Genomic DNA, 23475 nt, shown 5'->3' on the forward strand with positions numbered 1-23475 from the left:
TTATAGCAAGAATTGCGCTTTACAAGCAAGAAAGGACGCTGAGAAATGCACAACGCAACGCTGCTATTGGTGGACGACGAAGCCGAGATTATTAAACTAATGCAGATCTATCTGGAGAACGAGGGTTACCGGCTGTTAACTGCCAGAGACGGGCTGGAAGCACTCGAAATTATCAATAGAGAGACTATAGACCTCATGGTTCTTGATATCATGATGCCTAATATGGACGGCATTGAGGCTTGTATTAAAATTCGTGAAACGCAAAAATTTCCGATCATCATGTTATCTGCTAAAGGGCAGGAACTTGATAAAATCACCGGACTAAGCGTAGGTGCAGATGATTATGTTACGAAACCTTTTAGTCCGCTGGAGTTAGTTGCCCGTGTTAAATCCCAGCTGCGCAGAACTCGAAATTACATGGCAGATCTAAACGCCAAACAGGATGAAATCATCATTGATGGCCTGGTTATTAATTCGGTTACGCATGAAGTAAGTGTGGATGATCACCCAGTTAAGCTTACCCCGCGAGAATTTGCGATTCTAGAGCTGCTCGCCCGTAATAAGGGACAAGTCCTAAGCATGGAGCAGATCTACGCCAAAGTATGGAAAGAACAATTCCTGGAAAGCAACAATACACTTATGGTGCATATTCGTAAAATCAGAGAAAAAATAGAAGAAAATCCGCGTAAACCACAATACTTAAAAACGGTATGGGGCGTTGGCTACAAACTGGAAAAAGGAGGTCCTTCTAGTTGAACTTTAAACGATTCGATACCCTATCCTGGAAAATAGTTGGCTTCAGCTTAACGAGCCTAGCACTCACCGCTTTAATCTTAATGGGCGGCTATTATGGCACTTCACTATTGCTGTGGTTAAATCCTTCACGCTCCTTTTGGGGAGTCAGACTCATTCTCTGGGTGATCAATACCATTGGATCAACGCCAGTTGTGATTCTTATAGGGATTCCTTTATTTATTTTTTTCATCCTAAAATTGTCCAGAAATACAACTAAGAATCTTCATAACATTACTAGCGGAGTTCAGGCCATTGCGGATGGCAATTTGTCTTTCAAGGTGCCGGTAACAGGTACGGATGAACTCGGAAAGCTCGCAGAAAATATGAACACTATGGCTGGCAAGCTAAAATCTGCTATAGAGGAAGAACGAGCCGCTGCAAAAGCCAAAAACGACCTAATCACAGGTGTGTCTCATGACCTCCGAACCCCACTAACCTCTGTTCTCGGATTCCTTGAATATGTGGAGAAGGATCGTTATAAAAATGAGGTTGAGCTGCGTTATTATGTGAATATTGCCTATGAGAAATCTTTGACTCTTAAAAAGCTAATCGACGATTTGTTTGAATACACTCGCGTCAGCAGCAGCGGATTACCGCTAAATATTGAGCCTGTAGATCTCGGCAAGCTGCTCGAACAGCTGATTGAAGAATTTGCACCCGTACTGGAACAAGCAGATATGAGCTACCGCATTCATACGGATACAGCTCCTCTGATTATCAACGGAGATGCGGACGAGCTGGTGCGATTGTATGAGAACCTATTTACCAATGCCGTAAGATACGGTAAGGAAGGGAAAATTCTAGACATTTCTGTTGTTAGAAAAGACGATAGAATAGTTGCTCTGTGTACGAATTACGGTACTCCTATCCCTGCATCCGACCTCCCCCACTTATTTAAACGCTTTTATCGTGTCGATAAATCCCGCTCCCGAGAGACAGGCGGAAGTGGCTTAGGGCTCGCCATAGCCAAGAGTATTGCAGAGCTTCACGGCGGAACCATTACAGCCAAAAGCACACGCAAACAAACTGAATTTGAAACCTCTTTCCCTGTGAGCGAATGATGCTTGCGGGGATTTTTTGTACAATCTCAACCATTAAGAAAATGATAAGAATTCATAACATAAAGCCTTAAGATCTCTGACTTATAGTGATTTCATACTAAATCTGCTATAAGTGAGGATTGTTGTTATGCTATTTAATTCGTATCCCTTTATGTTTGGTTTTCTGCCTATCGTGCTGGCCGGATATTTTATTCTGAATCGTCTTCGTCTCACACTCTGTGCTAAGGTATGGCTTACCCTCGCCTCTTTAGTTTTTTACGGGTATTGGAACATAAAATATGTCCCTCTAATCTTGATATCCATCTTATTTAACTATGTTATGAGCCATTTCATTCATACCACAACAGCTAAGCGTCGCCGGCCGCTGCTAATCTTTAGCTTAAGCACAAATATTCTATTACTCAGCTATTACAAATACACGGATTTTTTTATAGAAAATTGGAATGAGGTAACCGCAAGCAACCTTTCTCTGCACCATCTTATATTGCCTTTAGGCATAAGTTTCTTTACCTTTACACAAATCGCCTACCTCGTTGATGTTTACCGGAACCAAGCGCGTGAGTACAATCTTTTGAATTACACGCTATTTGTGACTTTTTTCCCGCATCTGATCTCCGGTCCCATCCTTCATCACAAGGATATGATGCCCCAATTCGATAAACTGCGAAATAAGGTTTGGAATTGGAACAACATACGGAAGGGGACCCTCTTCTTCAGCATCGGATTAGGAAAAAAAGTCATCCTAGCGGATACCCTAGCTGGTTATGCTGATAACGGTTTTGCAGCTGCAACATATTTTGTAGATTCATGGGTGGCTATCCTTTCCTATACCTTACAAATCTACTATGATTTCAGCGGCTATACCGATATGGCGATTGGAATAGCACTGCTGTTCAACATCCATCTGCCGCAAAATTTCAATGAACCCTACCGAGCCGTAAGCATCCGCGATTTCTGGAGACGCTGGCATATTACGCTCAGCCATTTTCTTAGAGATTATATCTACATTCCACTTGGCGGCAACCGGAAAAGCTTCTGGATTTCGATCCGAAATGTCATTATTACTTTTCTGCTCGGTGGTTTTTGGCACGGTGCGGGTTGGCTGTTCATCCTGTGGGGGCTCTTGCATGGAGTAGGACAAGCTGTAGAGAAATGTTGGGGACGCTGGGGCTTCTCCCTTCCCAAATGGTTATCATGGTTGCTGACTTTCATATTTGTGAACATCACATGGGTGTTTTTCCGTGCAGAACATATATCGCAGGCATTTCGTTTGTTGAAAGGGATGAGTGGGCTTAACGGGGTATCTTTGCAATCTATTGGATCGCTTAAATGGGCAATCATCCTGATTCTCATCTTAATGACGATCATTCTCTGGAAACCCCTTCATCTATTGAACAAACGTAATTTTCAGTATAGCTGGAAAACAGCATTTGTGATGGCATTTATCATTATGTTCTCGCTGTTATTCTTCAACCGAATTACAACCTTTTTATACTTTAACTTCTAGAACTGTAAGGAGGAATGATGATGCTTGCATCACGGCTTCAGAATAATAACAACCCACGTAAATCCCCCGGGATTCATACTAAATCGAAACGTTTCATAGGTTATTTCCTGCTTTGTTTTAGCTTGTTAGCGCTTCTAACGGCGCTGATTACTGCTTTTATCGACCCATTACAATTCTATCACCGTCCATCGTGGTATACCCCACTCTTGTCAGAAGAAGAACGTTATCAGAATCCAGGTTTAGCTAAAAATTACGACTACGACAATATTATCATCGGCACGTCTATGACAGAGAACTTTCTTCCCTCTCAAGTAGATGCCAGCTTAGGTGGGACAACCTTAAAGTTATCTATGGAAGGATCCACGGTCGATGAGCATTATAAAATTGCCAAACTTGCCTTGGAGACAGGCAAAGTAAAACAAGTGCTCTGGGGTTTGGATTATTTCTCTATGAAACTCGCCACAGCCGAAGATGAGGAAGATTTCCCTGACTATCTGTATGACGGCAAACTATGGACCGACTACAAATACTGGTTCAATTCATCTGTATTTAAACAATTAATAAGCAGCATCAAAAACAACCTGAGTGGTGAAGCTAAACAGAATTTGGAATATTTATACAACTGGGATAACAAAGTAGTGTTTGGCAAGCAATACGTTGCAGAATCTTACCTAATGGCTTGTGACAAGGAGCTGGATTACGGTACTAACGAGGAAAGCATTGAGCAAGTAAAGGGCTATTTTAATACGTATATCCGTCCTCTGCTGGAGGAATATCCCGATGTCCAGTTTTATTTCTACTACCCACCCTACAGCGTTATGCGTCAGGTCGCTTGGTTCGCCAGTAATCCCGTTCGCTTTAACAATCAGCTTGTCATGCGGCAATGGATATTCGAGCAATTTGAACAGTTTCCAAATGTGAAGCTATACGATTTCCAAGCCGAAGCGGATTGGACATTCAATCTAGACCTCTATAAGGATTTAAGCCATCATAATGGTGAGGTTAACACGTGGATAGCAGAAGCTATCGGACAGGACAATTCCAAATATCGGGTAACTTCCAGCAACATAAAGGCGCTTAATAGCTCGCTGGAATCACAGGCGGAAAGCGCCGTTATGAATAATAACGGAAAAGTTTATCGCTGCAGTGTACAAGTAAATGGATTACCACTAGCACTTAACATCCGTTTAGTGCAAGGAAATAAAGAATTATGGCTGCCCGCTAAAGATATCGGGACAGCCCTGGGTGCATCCATAACGTGGGATGCGGCCACTAAAACTGTATCGCTTACTTCCGCCGAGAACACCGTTACTATGACTGTGGGCAGTGTCAAAGCACTCGTGAACGGGAAAGCTCTCACCATTGATGCTGCGCCGCTTCTTGCAGGAGGAAAAGTTTTAGTCCCGCTAGCCTTTGTTGCGGAACAGCTCGGCTGGAATGTCTCAAGTGAAAAGGAAGGCGAATGGCTGCGGTATAACCTAAGCACCTCAGATAACGCCGGTACACTTAAGAATCAGCCATAAAATTTCCAAAAAAAAAGCACAAAAGCACCCGGCATTTATCATGCTGGGTGCTTTTGCATAAAAATCTCAAATCACACTAATCTCGATCACTCTGTTTTACCTCTACGTCTAAATACTCGGTTCATAACAAATCCTATGGTTATCAACCCTATTCCCGACAGATACAGAGGCAAAGGACTGTTCTCACCTGTCTTCGGCAGCTGAGGAGCACCTGAAGTGCTATTGTTCACCGTACTTTTTGGTACTTCTTCATCGTCGATATCAACTTCTCCTAATGGAATTTCTTCTTCGGTAATCTCTTGCTCAGGAGTTCCCTCATCGGTTGATGTCGCGGATCCTAGATCGGCCGCATTTCCAGGACCAGCAGGAACAGCTGGATCATTAATAATTACTTCGGGTACGGGCGAGCTTGTAGACGTGGGTACCACCGAACCTCCAGATGTGCTGCTTGTAGGGATTGGTGTAGGTGCAGCAGTCGCTTCTGGTGATGGAGAAACCGTCGGTGCTGGCGTTGTTGATGGTGCAGGTGTTACGGTTGGTTCTGGTGTTGTTGTTGGAGCACCGGTTGGTTCTGGCGTTACCGTAGGCGTGGGCTCCACTGCTTTTTGATTCGTAATCACCAGTTGAATCGCTGACGAGGAACGAATCTCCACTGGATGCTCGGATGTATCGAGCACGTAACCATTTGGAGCTGCTGTCTCCACCAATACATAGCTACCCAGCCATATTTTATTAAATGTAGCTGTACCCTCTGCATCTGTAGTTAGACTGTTAATCAGTACACGTTCCGTGCCATTTAGTCGATACAATGCAAAAGTCGCATCACCAAGCGCCTTTAAATTATCATCAGCATCTAACTTCTTAATATTGAGAGTGCCTCTTCCCCCGCTGCCTGTGCCAGAACCGCTGGAGACCCCGACAATAATTTCTCTAGAGGTTTCTTTACTTATTTCGCTGCCGTTAAAACCACTGAAATGTACAGTATTTATTACTTTGTCTCCAGTGTTAGCCACAATCAGGGATTGATATTCGAGAATGTAAGCCCTGCTGATTTCATAGGCAAAGCTTAACTCAAAAGATTGTTTTCCATCGGTATCCGTTGTGATAACAACGCTATAATCAATACCCTGAATCAGTTCAGGACCGCTTTTCGTGATATCTCCGTTCACAGCTACAGCCGTAGGATACAGATGGAATGAATTCTGCAGCAAAATTTGATTAGCACTAGGAGTATCTTTGATTAATGCATCCTTTATTGTGGACTGCCCCCGGTTAATTTGCAGGCTCCAGTCAATTTTATCCCCGTTTTGTGTACCGTCCTTCAGCACATAATCCTCTCCAAAAGGAATTTTTACGGAGGCGGTCAAATCTTTGGAAACCACTTTTGCTCCATCATAGAGATTAGCTTTATTATCAACAGTAGTGCCTATTATTTGCCCTTCAAGACTTGTATTAAATTCAATGTAGAAAGCGGAGTTAATCTTATCTGTAAAAATAACCTTTAATTCATTATCGCTATTTACGCTATAGGTATATTTATTAGGATTCACTTCTGTACCCTTGGTAGGGTCACCATTCTTTGCAATATTCATAGTGTAAACTTTTAGTGAACCAGGAACCAAAGTCTGGCCTGATTTTAAAATATCAACAAGCGCCGGAGCTTCGAGGGTTTTGCCATTATAATTGGCGCCTATCGACCAAGTAATTTTTTTAGTTGAAGCATCGTAGGCTCCCCCTTTAAATCCATTGCTTTTCGCCTCAGGTCTAGGAATGAATAACCCTTCTGCTTCTATCGTGCGTAAGGCTTCAGTAGTGTCCATCCAGTCTAACCGAACTTTGTTATTGAAATTTTCAGTTTTAGCCCAAATCCAATCCTTGTTAAATTCTGTAGTATAGCTAATCGTATAAAGACCAGATATCGGTGAATTAAACACTACCTTAAAGCCTTTATTAGGCTCGACAGGTGAGTTGTACACTAGATCATAGTTATTTGGATTTAAAACATTCCCATTCAGATTTCTAATCACCAGTGATTCTGGAATAAACTTTAGGCCGCCAAATGGGAAGGATTCGGTAACTGTAACATGGCTCATCGGGTAATTATCACTATTCAATGTGACCTTCCAGCCTAATGTTTTATTCTGATAATCTACGGTTGATAAAGTCTTATAAAGAATGGAAGACCGGATTAATCGGGTAGCCTGATCACTATACGTACTATCAGATACTGTATTAGTTATGGTAGCATCCTCAAACACGCGTTTTATCGCTTTTGTCTTATATTCGATTCGATATGGTGAAGTAACATCGTGTGCAAATTGCAATACAAACCCAGACTTATGAACGTCTGACGTGGAAACAACCGTGTAGTCAACATCCTTTGTCAAAACCTTGCCTAACGTTCCACCACCGGAAGAATCCAGCTGCACAGCATATACTTTTAGCGAATCGGCTACCAGCTCTTGAGAATCATCGAACAAATCTGTTAACACAGCGTTTCCTTGCGGGATGTTCTTTTCATTGTAGTTATATTCAATTGCCCAGGAAATGATCTGCTTGCCCCCATCATAGCTTGTAGAATACTTTTTCAAGCTTCCTCCACGTTCTACATTCACTGTGGCAGTCGAGCTGGCAGGCTCTTGCCCATTTCCTGAAAAAGTTGCAGTATTGGTGAAGCTTAGCTGATGGTCATTAGTAATCCCTGTGGAATATACAATACGGTAAGCCTCTTTAATCACAGGCTCCGTAAAACGGACAATCAATGACCCTCCGGAGAGCTCTGCAGAGTATTTGCTTGTGTCGAGCAATGCTCCTTCCGTTACTGAACCATCCAATTGAATGCTCAGTTGATACACGCTCACTGTGACTGGAGTATTTAATGATAAGCCTGAAGGGATGGGGTCACTCACAATGGCATTCCCCACGGCTTCCAAAGACTTATTGACATCAACAGTCCAAAATATTTGGTTCGCATTGAAGCCTTCGGGAATACCTCTCTTCTCTATAATTGATCCAACACTTGGTTTAAAATTAACTGTCACTGTCTGAATACCGCCGCTCACGGGAAATAAAATATTCTGAATAGTACTGCCCGAGATTTTCTGTTTATCGAATTTAGTATTTAACCGCAGCGTTCCCTGCACGTCATCATGTGTTTCTATGTAGTCATTAAAAGTCATTATCACTTCATGTGAAATTTGCCTCACTTCAAAGCTCCCTACATCTCCATCCTCAGAGACCAAGGGTCCGTTAAAATCATTAAATAGCTGGAACTGTTCTGGAAGCTGAAAAGTAAAAGTGTCACCTTGCTTGTAATTATGATTTTTAGGAAGAGACCAATTATAATCCAAGGTAACATTAGCATCTTGTTCGTATACGCTGTTCGTGACCGTGATTCCATCTGGCCCGTACACAGCCATTGAAACACTGGTGATGATATTTCTTTCGTCATCAATCGCAGCCGCTTTTACTTGCGGAGCAAATCCGATGCCATAGGCATATTGGGCCACAAGCATCAAAATAATGACCATTACACTTATTTTTTTCTTAAACATGTTCCTGTTGCCTCCATTTTCTTGTTCTAATTGTTTTCCACCCCTGCATGTTCAAAAGCTTCATATGTAATTCCGCGCCCTACGCCCCATCTTATGTTAATATAATGAAAAGTCTTCCTTATGCGGTGGAGTTGACAGAACATATACATATATACCCATTTTATGGATATCTAGAATCAAGATTATTAAAATTCTCAAACTTTATTTTTGATGGATGTTTTCACGTTCAAAGGAGGTTCGTCTATGCAGCTTTCATCTTTTTTTGATCGCCAGCACGCGGAGGATTTCATCATGTTCTCCTCTTCGCATTGGGTTGCGCTGTCTATCATTACGTTAAGTTGTCTACTGCTCTATGGCTTACGGTTTGAAATTCGTACAGATTCAAGACTTCGGCAAAGCGTGCGTTTGCTGCTAATCATACTACTTGTAGTCTCAGAAGCCGGGCTGCAAATGTGGTACATCTCTCAGAACATCTGGCGCTCCAGCTCCTCATTACCGTTCGAGCTCTGTGGAATCACTCTACTGCTGTCTATTATCATGTTAATTTCACGCAGTCGAACCCTTTATTCCTTTCTCTACTTTGCCGGGATCGGCGGAGCATTTATTGCGTTGCTCACCCCTAACCTAGTTTATCCGTTCCCTCATTTCCGCTTTCTCCTGTTTTTTATAGCTCATGGTTCTATTATTCTGGCGTCTCTTTACATGACCTGGATTGAGGGCTACAAGCCGACTTGGAGATCTTTACTCATCACCATGCTCGGCCTCAATATTGTGGCTGCCTGCATCTGGACTGCTAATTACTTCCTAGGCTCAAACTACATGTTCCTATCCCAGAAACCTAGTACCTATTCCGTATTGGATTATTTTGGACCTTATCCTTATTACCTGCTTGTTGAAGAGCTGTTTGCCTTCACTGTGTTTCTAGCTATGTATTTGATATTCTTCTGGCTACCAGAGCGGCGCAATTCACGGCGTAGACAGGTTAGGCGGATTCTTTAACAACACAAAAAAGCCAGCCCCGATATTCGGAGACTGGCTTTTAACTATTAAATCTTAAGCTTCGATGATTTCTACCGAAGTCATTTTGTCGCGTCCTTTAAAAGCATCAACAAGATCCATACCTTCTACTACTTTACCAAACACAGTGTGTACTCCATCCAAGTGTGGTTGTGGAGCGTAGCAGATGTAGAACTGACTTCCGCCTGTGTTCTTACCTGCATGTGCCATAGCAAGTGTTCCGCGTTCATGTTTGTTTGGGTTAATTTCGCAGTTGATTGTGTAACCTGGGCCGCCAGAGCCAGTTCCGTTAGGACATCCGCCTTGAGCAACGAAACCAGGGATAACACGGTGGAATGTCAATCCGTTGTAGAAACCTTCTTTTGCCAGCTTTTCAAAGTTGGCTACAGTGTTAGGTGCATCTTGATCGAACAAGTCCAGCAGCACTACGCCGCCATTTTCTAGAGTGATTTTCGCTTGCTTTGCCATATGTAAATGACCCCTTTCAAAATTAACAAATTTAGAATACCTCAATTATATTACTATGAAACCACGCACAAAGCAAAGCAAGCAGGAGACTTTCCTGCTTGCTCTATATGCTGCTCAACTTTACCCACCTTACAGCAGCAGGCTATTACTTAGCAACAACTGTCTGTTTGGCGATACGCTCTGGTACAATATCGTTGGCAATAAGATCCGTATAGCTTTCACGACGCACTACAAGATCGCTTTGTCCGTTCTGTACGAATACTAAAGCCGGACGGCGAAGACGGTTATAGTTGCTGGCCATGGAGTAATTATACGCACCTGTGCAGGCTACAGCCAACAAATCGCCGCTTTCAGCCTTCGGCAGCTCTACATCCCAGATCAACATATCTCCGCTCTCGCAGCATTTACCAGCGATGGAAACAGTCTCAGTTGCGTCTTCGTTAGCACGGTTAGCAAGCAATGCCTCGTATTTAGACTGATACAAAGCAGGGCGTGGATTGTCGGTCATTCCACCATCAACAGCAACGTACTTACGCACGCCAGGAATGTCCTTGTTGGATCCTACAGTGTACAATGTAGTACCTGCATCTCCAACAATACTACGGCCCGGCTCCACCCAAATTTCCGGCAAAGCACTATAAATTCCAACAAAATGAGTCTTCACTGCATCCGTAATCGCTGCAACATATTCAGAAACATGTAATGGGGTATCTCCCTCGATATAACGAATCCCGAAACCTCCACCAAGATTGACTACACGGAAGTCCACTTCCAAGCCTTCTTTAACACTGCGGGCAAAAGTTGCCACACGCTCAACAGCTAGCTGGAAACCATCGGTTTCAAAGATCTGCGAACCAATATGGGAATGCACACCAAGCAGCGTGATATTCTTTTTGCTGACTGCTGCTTTCACTGCTTCATAGGCCGATCCATTACCGATATCAAAGCCGAATTTGGAATCTGTCTGGCCCGTTGCGGTATATTCATGAGTATGCGCTTCTACACCTGGTGTCACCCGCAATAAGATGTTTACATTAACTTCTTTGCGTGCAGCAATGGACTGCAAAAGGTTAAGCTCTACCAAATTATCGACTACAAAGCAGCCGATTTTGGCATCAATCGCCATTTCGATCTCTTCAGATGTCTTATTGTTGCCATGAAAATGAATACGTTCTGCCGGGAAGCCAGCTTGCAAAGCTGTATATAGTTCGCCGTCGGATACAACATCCAGTGACAAACCTTCTTCATCAGCCAAACGAACCATTGCCATTACTGAAAATGCCTTGCTTGCGTAAGCTACTTGGAAACCAAGGCCGGAGGCTTTAAAAGCATCCATATATTCCCGGCAACGTTGTCTAACCAATTGCTCGTCCAATATATATAGCGGGGTTCCATATTCCGCTTTCAATTCAGTTACATCACATCCGCCGATCTCCAAATGCCCAGCATCGTTAATGCGGCTAGTACCGTGTAGAAACATTCTTTAGTCCTCCAATTTCTGTGGAATATCAAGGTTCCACCCTGTCTTAGTGTATTCAGTATAACAGACAGTGGGAACTCCATTGAATGGACTAATTTGCAGTAGTTTTGTATTTTCCTACGATTGTTACTCATTCTCTTGAGATGGCGGCATTCTGGTATTGTCTCTGGTTTTGTTAAAAGACGGCCTTTCCTTCGAACTTAAGACCGGTTTACGCAATAGAATTTCACTCATTGCCTTTGCATTAAAGGGTATAAACGGCCACATATATGAGGAGTTATAGGACCGATGAGTGGTTAAGAAGATAGTCAGTAACGTCGTGCCAATCATAAAGCCTGGTACCTGGAACGCCGCTACGGAAATTAATAACACAAGCCTGACTATACGGTTCGCCAGACCCAGCTCATAACTCGGAGTCGCGAACATACCGATTGAGGCTACCGCCATATACAGTACTACTTCGTTTACAAACAGACCACTCTGCACCGCTATATCACCAATCAATATGGCTGCAATCAGACCCATCGCTGAGCCTAAAGGTGTTGGGGTATGCACGGCGGCCATCCGCAGTAAATCAACCCCAAGCTCTACAATCAGAAACTGAGCGAGAATAGGAATTCTCGCTGTCTTTTGCGGCCCGATAAAATCCAGCATAGCAGGCTTTAACTCAGGATGGATAACAAGCAGCATCCATAACGGGAGCAGGAACATGGAAGCGAAGATGCCGATGAAACGGACCCACCGCAGATATGTCCCCATAAAAGGAGTCTGGCGATTCTCCTCCGCATGCTGGCAAAGATCAAAAAAGGTAGTCGGAAGAACAATTACAATGGGCGAGGTATCCACGAATAATATGACCCGTCCCTCTAATAAATTGGAGGCTACAACGTCAGGGCGTTCAGAATAACGCACCATAGGATAAGGGTTCCACCCTCCGCCGATAATCGCTTCTTCCAATTGCTTATCCGCCAGTGGAATACCATCGATATCGATGCTGTTGATTTTATCGATGACTGACGTTACTTGCGTTTTATCAACGATATCATCGATGTAAGCCACGCAGACATCTGTCCGTGTCCGCCGTCCCACTTGAAACATTTCAAGCTTCAGCCCCGGATCACGTATCCGTCTTCTTACAAGTGAAATATTACTAAGCAGGGTTTCTGTAAAACCATCGCGCGCACCACGCACCACCCGATCAATCGAGGGTTCATCAGGACTTCGCATGGGGTAAGATCGAGTATCCATTAGGATAACTTTGTTCTCACCCTCAATAAATAGTGCGCTCATTCCTTTTAATACTTTATCGAAACATTCGCTTAATACACTACCCTCTTCAACTTGAATATGAGGGATGTATTCGTTCATAAAGCTACCTAATACACCTGCGGACAAATTTTCTGAAGAAAGGTAGGTTAGTCGTTTCAGAATTTCATCCGTCACATCTTCGTTGGTGAATCCGCTTAAGCAGAGTAAAGCTGTCTTATGTCCCCCAAAGGACATTTCTCTAAACGTCACATCAAAACTTGTTCCCAGCCCCATCACTTCGGTCAGCGTGTTTTTTGTTTCTTGTAGAGAACCTGGGATATGATCATTGCCTTGCCAATAAATAACGGATTCCTTTAATGAGTTAGAATGCTCACTATCGCGTTTGTTTTGTAGCTTATCTTTACTTTTGTTCTGAGACTGCTGCTGCGCCTGCTTCTTTGAAGGCTTCGGTTGAGCTTGAGACTCCTCCCCAGTACCAGCATCGTTACCTGTTCCGCCTGCTGCCTGAGCATTCTGATCCTGTGCCTCATCATCTGATTCTGAATCCTCTGAATCCATACCAAATAACCTGGCAAAAAAACCTTTACTCGGCTCATTTGGCTCCTGATTGCCGAGCTCATCCGATGCTTCTGCATCCTGCTGCTCTGTTCCCTGCTCCGCAGTCACTTCCCCATCCTGCTGCCCTGTTCCCTGCTCCGCAGTGGCATCTGCATCCTGCTGCTCTGTTCCCTGCTCCGCAGTCGCTTGTGCATCCTGCTGCTCTGTTCCCTGCTCCGCAGTCACTTCTGCATCTTGCTGTTCTGTTCCCTGCTCCGCAGTCACTTCTGCATCCTGCTGCTCAGTGCCTAATTCGGCTGATGCCTCTGCATCCTGCTGGTCCTGGCTAGTTTCAGATGTTGTAGAATTTTCCGCTGAATCTTCACTTTCACCGATAGCTGAAGCGCCCTCAGGTTCTGTGTGATCTGCAACTAGATCCTCTGCAGTTGTCTTCATTGCTGCAGCAGCTGCAGCATTATCTTCCAGATGGTCATCTTCCGGTGCAGAATCACCGCTGTGAATAAACTTGCTCATTTCCTAACCCCCTGTTTACTGTCGGTATACAAACCAGTCGAACAAAGAACCCGCGACCTTCCCACTCACCATCGCCATTAACAGACCGAATAGATAATGTGTCATATTTAAGCGTTTAGCGAGTATCGGCAGCACATTTAATACCTCGGTCAATGCTGCAGCGAGCATCCCGACAAAAATCCCATCAAATAGTCCTACACCAAGTTCAACTAGAGGACCTGAGGTAATTTTCCAATTCCAAAAATCACTAACAGTACCTACTAAAGATCCACCTACCATCGCGCCTTCATACCAATGAACTTTATCGTAAGAAGAGGTTAATTGCGCCAGACGCGGCACCATATCCAGCACAACAAATAGAGCGATCACTCCACCGCCTACAGCAATACCACCCGCAATGCCCAGCAGCAAATTTAGTCCCAGTGCTATGGGTGCCGTCATCTTCAGTCCTCCGTATTCTCAGATTGGTTTTCACTGCGGCGCCTCATCTTGCTGTATTCCTCATTGATGACATATTGGTCGATGTTCTTCTGATACAGATACATTTCCACTTCCAGCGGAGTAGGCTCCTCATTCCACTTCTTTTTAAATAAATGGTTGAAAAAAATGACCATCCCAAACCCGATGCCCAGAGAATAAGCAATCTGAAATATATAGGGATGCTCATCCCGATGACCCGTTAGCATCTCCACAATTCGAATTTGTACCTCCAGCATATTTACATCAGCATGAAAGTTCATAATCGTCAGAGCAGACCCAAAGAAAAGCAGCAGCCACACTAAAACAAACATCGCCACCGAAGGTTTCCGTCGCTCCACCTGACTCTCAATCTGCACAATCGTCCTCCCTTCACCGATCGGTTCAATGTCCGCATTCGGTATAAGTTCATATATCCGGGGGATAACCATCAACAGATCAATCAAAATCAGATTGCCGTCACTTTGCTCCGGCTTCATTAAGAGAATTGTCTCCAACGACTCTTTCAGCTCAGGCTCCGCTATCAAAAAAGCAATATCACCCAACGTGACACCTTTACCTTTGGGAACCATCACCCGATTTTTAAGCTGTATATAGATGGTGGGAGCAGAATGTTGTTTCATCCGCATTCCTCCTAAAGGTTATGGTGAAGCTCAGGTCCAAGATAACGGTAGTATGGGAGTAAAGCCTTATTTTTACTCTTGCTGCTCTGAATCAATTTCTTGAAATACTGAAATGTTGCTTGTTTATAGGTATCAGGAAAGGCTAACCCTTCTTCTGGAAATTAAAAAGAAGACAGCTCAAGGTAATTACCTTAAGCTGTCTTCTTGTTTCAATCCTAAATACGTCAGAATTCGAGCGAATCCAATTTCCCTCCCGCAAAATCAAACAGGGTCAGATTGGACCATCCATTCTCATGTCCCACGGACCATTCCTTTTGCGAAGGAACCCAGGCTGGCTCCCAATAATAAAACCCGATACCTTTACCGTTAGGTATATTCTCAATTACACTAATAAAATCTTTCATATACTTAGTCTGTCCCTCTACTGTAGCCGGATAACCTTCATGCAGCTGCTTTTCCTCACTTACTATTAAGGGGAAACCTTCAGGTGCATTCAGCGTCCAAGGATAAGCTGTTTCAACAACAATAATATCCTTATTGTACCGCACCGCCAATTCATTCAGGTTAGATCGCAAGTCATCCAGCGTGCCGTGCCACCAAGAATAAAAAGATAATCCGATCACATCAAAATTTACGCCATGCTCGAAAAACCGATCATAAAAGTTACGGCTGGCTGGATGATCAGCACCACGGTCAATATGGATCATGATGGACAAATCAGAAGCAACAGCTTTTGCGCCCGCTATTCCTGCTTGAACCAGTGTAATGAACTGTTCCCACTGCTCCGTAGTATCCCACTCACCATCCACCTTGCCTTCATTCCATAACATGCCTGGAGTAATCTCATTACCGATCTGCACCATGTCGGGCATTGTGCCTTGAGATTGCAAAAGCTCAAGAACCTCACGAGTATACTCATACACGGCTGATGTTAAACCCGTAAAATCAAGGTTCTCCCAAGCTTTTGGCTTCGATTGATTAGCAGGATCTGCCCATTTATCCGAATAATGAAAATCCAGCAGAAAGTTAAGTCCTGCTTCTTTAATTCGCTTAGCCATAATCAGCGTACGTTCTAGATTGCAGAAGCCGCCCGGAGGATCATTCCAAATCCGCAGCCGGATGGCATTCACGCCATTGTCCTTCAGAATGTAGAGCAAATCCTCAGCGTTCTCAACGGACTCTACAGCACCGCTGTAATACGCTCCTCCACCCTGCTCAATTTCATCCAGAAACGAGATATCCATTCCATTGATAAATGTGGTTGTCATCATTGCTACTCCTTTACAGAACCAAGTGTCATCCCTTTAACAAAATATTTTTGCAGGAAAGGATATACGATCAAAATTGGAGCGGCTCCGATAAATATTTGCGCGGCTCTCACCGTCGTCTGCGAGATCAGCTCCATTTCCTTTGGATTGATGCTCATGGAGCTCATATCCCGTTGAATGATAACCGTCTGCAGGAATGTCGCCAGTGGAAATTGCTTGGAATTATTCAAATACAATAGTCCATCGAACCAGGAGTTCCAATGGAATACCATGCTGAACAAGGCAATCGTAGCGATCGACGGCAGAGAAATCGGCAAGTAAATACTGAACAACGTACGGAAATGTCCGGCTCCGTCTATTAGCGAAGCCTCCTCCAGATCTTTTGGAATACCACGGAAGAAGTTCAGCATCAGAATCACCAAGAACGTATTTACCGCACCTGGCAGAACAAGTACCCAGAAGGAATCCATCAAACCAATCTTTTGAATCACAATGTAAAATGGAATCAATCCACCGTTGAACACCATACTGAAAACGAACAACCAAGAGTAAACATTACGGCCCTTGAAGGCTGAGTTTTCTTTGGACAACGGATAGGCTGCCAAAAAAGTAATTAAAAGTGTAAGTCCAGTCCCGAGTATGGTTCTTTGTACAGATACCCAGATGGAGTGTAGAAAGATCGGATTGTTTATTGTCTTTTTATAAGCTTCCAGAGAGAATTGCTTTGGCCATAACCCTACCAAATTGGCATCCGCTGCCGACTTCGCGCTAAAGGATACAGCCAGCACGTGAATCAAAGGTACAATACACATCAGTGCGAGCAGGATTAGAAAGCAAGTATTAAACACGTTGAATATACGATAACCTCTTGTTTTGTAATACATAAGTTGTCTCCCTCTTCCTTTGGTAGATTAGAAAATGCGATATCCTGCCCACTTCTTAGCCAAACTGTACGAGACGAGAATTAGGATCATACTAATGGCCGACTTAAACAGTCCGATTGCCGTACCAAAGCCCATCTCACCATTCAGAATAGCCGTGCGGTACACGAAGGTATCAATAATATCGCCTTTCTGATAGACCAGTGGATTGTAGAGGTTAAAAATCTGGTCAAACCCTGCGTTCAATACATTTCCGAGAGCCAAGGTACCTACCACCACAACCATTGGCAATAGAGATGGCATTGTGATAAAACGTGTCTGCTTCCAGCGGTTAGCGCCGTCTATTTCAGCAGCTTCATATAATGATGGATTGATTCCTGCTAGAGCAGCTAAGAAAACGATCGTATTATAACCAAATTCCTTCCACACATCTGTGAGAATAACTGTGAACCGGAACCAGTTGTTATCGCCTAAGAAAAAGATTGGTTTGAAGCCCATGCTGCCTAAGATCTGATTGACAAAACCATCTGTAGCAAGCAAATCCAGCAAGATCCCGCCGAGAATAACCCAAGATAAAAAGTGAGGCAAGTACACCAGTGTCTGAATAGTACGCTGTATGTATACCTTGCGAATCTCATTTAACAAAATGGCGAATACAAACGGTACAGCCAGATTGAAAATCATTTTTAGAACAGCAATAATCAATGTATTCCAAATGACCTGCATACTGTCATTACGTTCAAATAGATAACGGAAATTGTCCAATCCAACCCATGCCGAGCCTGAAATTTTCAGCCATGGCTTATAATCCTGAAATGCCATCACAATTCCGCCCATTGGAATAAAGCTGAAGATGATCAGGAATATCATCGCTGGCAATAACATCAAGTGAAAAGGCCATGTTTTTTTTAGTGTTCTCATCCTTGGTCCCCCATATCGTGTCAAGTTCTTCTGTAACCATACTCAAATTATAGCAACGCCCGAATTCCTCAAATAGCGGGCAAAACCAATATATATGGTACAAAAGCAATCTCTTTATCACATTGAAAAAAGAGGACTTCAAACGCAAACAGGGACCCTCCCTAAAGCCTAATGCTACGGCTGAAGAGACGGTCCCGTTTACTTCTTTTTACCTAGTCAAACTAAATCCAAACCTTATTTTACGCTGTCATACCATTCGTTAACTTCTTTAGTGATTTGATCGCCACCACCTGATTTCCAGGTTGCTACAAAGGAATCAAATGCATCCAGCGGTTTGTTGCCATAGATAATTTCATTAAACGTTTGGTTCTCAATTTTGTTCAGATAGTCCATCTTCGATTTCATAGTTTCGGTCGTAGGACCTGTGAACATATTCTTAAAGGATTTATCCTCTTGCGCCAGCAGAACTTTGGCAGCCGCAGGGGTATCTTTACCATAATTCACAGCTACGTCCTTCTCCAGACGGGTTGTTGGCTCTGCGCCATCTGCCAGGTTAAGGAGTGCTTTCATTTGGGCATCCGGGATCCGGGCACCGTCACGAACCAGCATATAACGAACACTATTCACATAACCGCCAGCAATTTTATCATTTTCGATCATCTTGCCGTTCGCGTCCAGCTCATAGTCATATCCTGCAAAAAGACCGTTATCCAGTTCACTGCCTGGCGTTGGATTAGCAAAGTTATCGAACAGATAGTTTTGATAAGTAAAGAAGGCTTCTGGATTTTTCATTTTCGTGCTGATCAAAGTTACACCGTTAGTGAATTGTGTGCCATGACGCATAACCTTTCCATCTGGACCCGCTGGAATTTCAATTGGAGCCCATACTGCATCTGGAGAGTTCTTTACGGTATCCTGAAGCGGCCAGCCGCTCATCCAGTAAGGACCCGGGAGAATACCTGCTGTACCTGCAACTGCTGGTTCGGCAGTTTTGTTCTCATCCCAAAGAGCTGCTTCCTGAGGAATATAACCTTTCGCCAACCATTCCTTCAGTTTTTCGAGCCCTTGCTTCATCCCAGCATTTACCGAGCCGTATTCTAGTTTACCATCAGCATCTAGATTCCATTGCTGTGGCAAGGTTCCGTAAGCACCAAAGATCCAAGATGGATCGCCCATCCAAGTGTTCATCGTTGTTTTGAAGCCGATACTAAGTGGAGTTACCTTGTCTGGTGCCAAACCATCAGGGTTCTGATTCTTGAACGCATCCATCACTTTTTCCAGCTCATCGATCGTCTTAGGGGCTTGCATATTCAGCTTATCCAGCCAATCTTGGCGGATCCACAGAATGTAATCATGGTTATATGCATAATCGAGAACAGGCAGGCCCATTCTTTTGCCATCACGGCTGTATTGGTTCCAAACGTTAGGATCCTGTGCCATCGCTTCTTTCCAAGTATCTGAAGCATATTTATCAAACAAAGTTCCTACATCTGCATACATGCCGGAATCGATCAAATCCTGTGCAATCGTGTTGTCGGCTGTACCGATGGTTACCACATCAGGCATGTCCTGACCTGAAGACATGGATAAACGCAGCTTCGTACCAAATGCGCCGTTCGTATCTGTGATGGACCAAAGGGACTTAATGTTGATGCCGAATTTTTCTTTAGCCCATTTTGTAGCCACGTTATTCTCAATGCTTTCACCGTTTTTGAATTTAAGCTCAGGGTCCACGCCCCATGCGGTTGTAAATGTCACCTCAGGATCGTATTTATCCTTGTAGGCGTTTTCAGAATTGGAAGCTGTATTTGCAGTCGCTTCACCAGCTGCTTTATCTCCAGCAGTGTCTTTACTATTAGCAGCGTTATTGCCTGAACAGCCCGCAAGGCTACCCGCCAAAAGCATGCTCATGCACAGGAGCGGCAGCCATCTTTTTCTCTTCATCGCGCTCATTTTGTTCCCCCTTGGATTCCATAAGTGTTGGTTACATTTTAATTATAGGGAACGACGCTGAGCCCGAATACGTCATTTAAACAAGGTTTCTGCACCTTTCTCAACCTCTATCCGTCCCGGAATTCATTTGGTGTCATATTGTAGTGTTTTTTGAACATCTTACTGAAATATTGCGGATTCTGATATCCAAGCTCAGAGGTGATTTCATAGATTTTTTTATTCGTATTTTTAAGCAGATAAAGTGCCCGTTCCATCCGCATCCGAATAATATAGTCCCCTAGTCCTTCCCCAGTCTCAGCTTTATAAATCTTGGACAAGTAGACTGGATGCAAATATACATGATCGGCAATGGTTTTGACGGACAGCTCATGCCCCGAATGGTTTCCTACCAGCTCATGCACCTGCTTGATAATATAACTTTTCGTATTCTGATCGCTTTCGGATAGCTCCTTCTGAAGCTTATCGAGCATATCAAACGCCCAATCTTTAAGCTTATCAAAAGAAACAATAATACTCTGCGTCAACAACGGATCTAAAGCGTATTGGTCGATCTTGGAGATGAACTGACCACTCTTATGCGCTATATACATAAATGCATTCGTTATCGATAGAAAGACCTCGTACAGATGTTCACTGGAAAACCGTGCATTCTCCATATCCCGGAACACGTCAGCAATTTTTTGCCTTGCTGAATCCCATTGTTTGGATTCCAGCAGATGAATGAGTGTAGGTGGACGATAAAGACACTCGAGCGATTTGATGCTGATCGTCTCCTGATGCTGGCGGTCATCCAAAAACAGCACGGAGCTGGATTCATCATGTGCTGCCAAATACATCGAGCTAAGACCGCTTCTATAGGCAGCCGTCATCCCCTCCGGAAAGGTGAACCACTCTGTTACAATCAGTGAAATCTCACCCTTGAGGTAATTGCTTACACTAATTCGGAAATTCGCGATCACCGCTTTTAGGATTTGCTGCCTTGCAGCTTCATAGTTAGCCATTTGCTCCAATTCCTGCTGTACTGCCGGCTTTAATTCAACAAGCAGAATCAAGCAATCATGCGGCGCTTTGCAGAACCAGACATGGAACTGTTCCTTAAAAAGCTCCTCGGCAATGTTGCCGATCGCATATTCCATGAGAGAGACCGAATGGTGATCCATTGCGGCATAATGTTTACCCAGCTGAATCAGCAGCATCGCCGCTTCAGCATCCGGCTGGAAGGAGATTTCATATTCCTTCAGCTTAATGGCTAGTGTCCGCTCAGACAGCACCCTGCCGAGAAGCAATTCATGCATCAGATTAGCCCGCAAAACACTGTAATCGGCTTTGCGATTATACAGCAGCAAATGATATCTATCATGAGCTTCCCATTCGTCTTTCAAAGATTCAATCGCACTGGATACGCTTTTGATAAACTCATCATCACTTACCGGCTTCAAAATATAATCAAATGCCTGCAGTTGAATAGCTTTTTTCGCATATTGAAAATCGGAATAACCTGTCAATAAAATGGACCGAATATTTGGCCATTTCTCGCTCACGGCTTCAATTAATTGCAGGCCAGTCATTCCTGGCATTGAAATATCCGTAACCATAATATCTATAGCCTGCTGTTCCATAATTTGCAGAGCTTCAGCACCCGATGCCGCTTGATGCACCTGCTTTACCCCGATTTCAGCCCATGGAATAGTACGAGCTAAACTTTCCGTAACATAGGGCTCATCATCAACTAACAACAGCTCTATCATTCTTTCCCCTCCTAGATGTCATTCCATTTCATTGTCTGTGTAGGGCAGCAACCACTGCAGTGTCACCTGTAATCCTCCAAGCGGAGAAGGCGAGATGCGCAAGCCAGACGTCTCCCCAAAACGCAGCCGCATTCTCTGATGCACATTCCATAAACCGCAGCCCATTTCTTCATCCATCGCCCTGCTTAGTTTATTTTCCAGTTCTATAATTCCCTCTGGCGTCATGCCCTGACCATCATCCTCAACCGTAAGCGTCATTTCTCTGCCTGCACAGGAACCCGTAATCCGCACCAGTCCCTCTTTGGCGACGGGCTCAATTCCATGTATAACCGCATTCTCCACCAAAGGCTGCAGTACGAGCGGCGGAAGCTCTCTTTTGCGCATTTGCGGTGGGATATTGATCTCATAACGAAGTCTGCTCATCCTCATCTTCTGGATCTCCAGATAATGATTCACAAATTCCACCTCTTCAGACAGCGCAACCAAATCACGTTCCTGACGAGTGGTGTATCTGTAATATCGGGACAAATTATGCGACATCCCAACGACTGCCCCCATATTATCTAGCTTCGCCATACTTGTAATAAAGGAGAAGCAATTATAGAAAAAATGTGGATTAATCTGTGATTGAAGCTGCTTTAAGCGGGCTTCGCGAACATGGATTTTCTCCATCAGCACATTCTCGATCAGCATCTGAATCTGTTCTACCATACTGTTAAACCGGCCGGACAGGAAGCTGAATTCATTCTTCCCTTTAATCTCCACTCGCGCAGAATAATCCCCTTGCTTCAACCGTTGAAAGCCTCCAACCAATAACCTTATAGGCACCTGCACTTGAACATATAACAGATAGGCTACGAGACAGCTCATTAACAACAAAGCACTGATCGCAAAATAAAATAAACGATTAGAGGTCAGGATTGGATGTAGGATTTCAGTCAGCGGCATATAGTCGATCAAATACCAGCCCATTTTGTCCGAATAGACGATATTTACACTGTAGGATTCACCTTCTATTTTGACCGTGCGATTCTCACTAGGCTTCAGCTGGGTCTCTTCCAGCCTGTCTACCAATTCTTTTGCTAATACCTTGTCGGCACTGCGGTTAAAAATAAGTCCTGTTCCCTGCTTATAATAAAAAGGATCTCTTCTGCCATCACTTTTGAATTTATCCAGCATATCTTCTATGTTCCGGCTGTCGAACTCTACCTTCATAACCGTTTTGACTTTTTCCGGAGCGAATTCTGACATAAAAGGTGTAAAAGAAAACCATGAGAATACGAAGCGGTCACCCTCCTGCCCTTCGATTTTCTCCACATGCCAGCCCGACTTCACTTCCCGCTTCAGATCCTCATCTTCGTATAACTTCGCATCATTTTCAGACACAATACGATGAATGGACGGGGAGTATAAATATAGCTTACTCTTCCAATTGGAGGAGCTTTCTTGAATACTGATTTTGGTCTGAATCCGTTTGATCAGGTTTATCGTATCCAGATTCAAACGCCCTTTTTCCAGATAAGTATCCTTAAGGCTGAGGATATCAGGATCATGGATCAGCAGAATCGGCCACGAAGACAATAACTCCATATTACTTTCTACCTGATTCTGAAAAAAACTAAGCTGATTATTATTCGAAGTATTTAACTCCGTACGCAGCACATCCGTGGTCGTTTTATTGGAATAGAAGTAAAGGATGGTTATCGGGATCAGCATAATGACCATGATACTCACGATTTTGGTAAATAAATTATATCTATACACGTTCCTTCACTCTCCGGCTCAAATGTCATAGCCCCTATTGTACAAACAATCCCTACTTGCGAAAAGATAAATATCTAAAAAATGTGGTAAAGACA

Annotated in this window: 17 protein-coding genes; 5 read left to right on the top strand and 12 right to left on the bottom strand. The window is 43.7% G+C overall.

Going from position 1 to position 23475, the window contains the following annotated elements; all coding sequences use genetic code 11:
- Positions 1-45 precede the first annotated feature (45 nt).
- From MHI25_RS21550 to MHI25_RS21565, 4 genes are all read left to right on the top strand, one after another.
- Complete coding sequence (locus MHI25_RS21550; protein WP_076302771.1) at positions 46-756, top strand: response regulator transcription factor; 711 nt, start codon at positions 46-48, stop codon at positions 754-756.
- Entirely contained in the window at positions 753-1856 is a 1104-nt protein-coding gene (locus MHI25_RS21555; RefSeq protein WP_076127442.1) for a HAMP domain-containing sensor histidine kinase, read from the top strand. Before MHI25_RS21550 ends, MHI25_RS21555 begins: the two co-directional genes overlap by 4 nt.
- Before the next feature lie 151 nt (positions 1857-2007).
- Complete coding sequence (locus MHI25_RS21560; protein ID WP_340394235.1) at positions 2008-3363, top strand: MBOAT family O-acyltransferase; 1356 nt, start codon at positions 2008-2010, stop codon at positions 3361-3363.
- Between the two features lie 20 nt (positions 3364-3383).
- Positions 3384-4886 (top strand): stalk domain-containing protein, encoded by a 1503-nt coding sequence (locus tag MHI25_RS21565; RefSeq protein WP_340394237.1) that lies wholly within the window; start codon positions 3384-3386, stop codon positions 4884-4886.
- An 86-nt stretch (positions 4887-4972) separates the two neighbouring features.
- Here MHI25_RS21565 and MHI25_RS21570 read toward each other — a convergent pair whose 3' ends face one another.
- Positions 4973-8440 (bottom strand): collagen binding domain-containing protein, encoded by a 3468-nt coding sequence (locus MHI25_RS21570; protein WP_340394239.1) that lies wholly within the window; start codon positions 8438-8440, stop codon positions 4973-4975.
- A 243-nt stretch (positions 8441-8683) separates the two neighbouring features.
- Between MHI25_RS21570 and MHI25_RS21575 the strand changes: the two genes are divergently transcribed.
- A complete protein-coding gene (locus tag MHI25_RS21575; RefSeq protein WP_076127434.1) occupies positions 8684-9439 on the top strand; it encodes a TIGR02206 family membrane protein in 756 nt (251 codons plus the stop codon).
- Positions 9440-9493: 54 nt separating this feature from the next.
- Here MHI25_RS21575 and MHI25_RS21580 read toward each other — a convergent pair whose 3' ends face one another.
- From MHI25_RS21580 to MHI25_RS21630, 11 genes are all read right to left on the bottom strand, one after another.
- On the bottom strand, positions 9494-9925 hold the full coding sequence (locus MHI25_RS21580) for a peptidylprolyl isomerase (RefSeq protein WP_036676135.1): 432 nt from the start codon (positions 9923-9925) through the stop codon (positions 9494-9496).
- A 145-nt stretch (positions 9926-10070) separates the two neighbouring features.
- The gene (gene lysA, locus MHI25_RS21585; RefSeq protein ID WP_340394241.1) at positions 10071-11405 is read right to left on the bottom strand and encodes a diaminopimelate decarboxylase; all 1335 of its coding nucleotides are present in this window, start codon (positions 11403-11405) and stop codon (positions 10071-10073) included.
- 126 nt (positions 11406-11531) lie between these two features.
- Positions 11532-13232 (bottom strand): spore germination protein, encoded by a 1701-nt coding sequence (locus tag MHI25_RS21590; protein ID WP_076302799.1) that lies wholly within the window; start codon positions 13230-13232, stop codon positions 11532-11534.
- A gap of 528 nt (positions 13233-13760) precedes the next feature.
- Positions 13761-14186 carry a stage V sporulation protein AB gene (locus MHI25_RS21595; protein WP_036676132.1) on the bottom strand — a complete coding sequence of 142 codons (426 nt, stop codon included), beginning with the start codon at positions 14184-14186 and terminating at the stop codon, positions 13761-13763.
- 2 nt (positions 14187-14188) lie between these two features.
- Positions 14189-14845: a stage V sporulation protein AA gene (locus MHI25_RS21600; RefSeq protein ID WP_036676129.1), complete on the bottom strand. Its 657-nt coding sequence runs from the start codon at positions 14843-14845 to the stop codon at positions 14189-14191.
- Positions 14846-15069: 224 nt separating this feature from the next.
- A complete protein-coding gene (locus MHI25_RS21605; RefSeq protein ID WP_076192248.1) occupies positions 15070-16113 on the bottom strand; it encodes an arabinogalactan endo-1,4-beta-galactosidase in 1044 nt (347 codons plus the stop codon).
- A 5-nt stretch (positions 16114-16118) separates the two neighbouring features.
- Entirely contained in the window at positions 16119-16997 is an 879-nt protein-coding gene (locus MHI25_RS21610) for a carbohydrate ABC transporter permease (RefSeq protein ID WP_036676128.1), read from the bottom strand.
- Between the two features lie 27 nt (positions 16998-17024).
- The gene (locus tag MHI25_RS21615; protein ID WP_036676126.1) at positions 17025-17915 is read right to left on the bottom strand and encodes an ABC transporter permease subunit; all 891 of its coding nucleotides are present in this window, start codon (positions 17913-17915) and stop codon (positions 17025-17027) included.
- A gap of 234 nt (positions 17916-18149) precedes the next feature.
- Positions 18150-19868: an extracellular solute-binding protein gene (locus MHI25_RS21620; RefSeq protein ID WP_076127426.1), complete on the bottom strand. Its 1719-nt coding sequence runs from the start codon at positions 19866-19868 to the stop codon at positions 18150-18152.
- A 107-nt stretch (positions 19869-19975) separates the two neighbouring features.
- Positions 19976-21616, bottom strand: coding sequence for a response regulator (locus MHI25_RS21625; protein WP_076192254.1), 1641 nt, complete (start codon positions 21614-21616; stop codon positions 19976-19978).
- 18 nt (positions 21617-21634) lie between these two features.
- Entirely contained in the window at positions 21635-23380 is a 1746-nt protein-coding gene (locus MHI25_RS21630; protein WP_340394245.1) for a histidine kinase, read from the bottom strand.
- Positions 23381-23475: the final 95 nt, after the last annotated feature.

The sequence above is a fragment of the Paenibacillus sp. FSL E2-0177 genome, from assembly GCF_037992975.1.
GTDB lineage: Bacteria > Bacillota > Bacilli > Paenibacillales > Paenibacillaceae > Paenibacillus_AQ > Paenibacillus_AQ odorifer.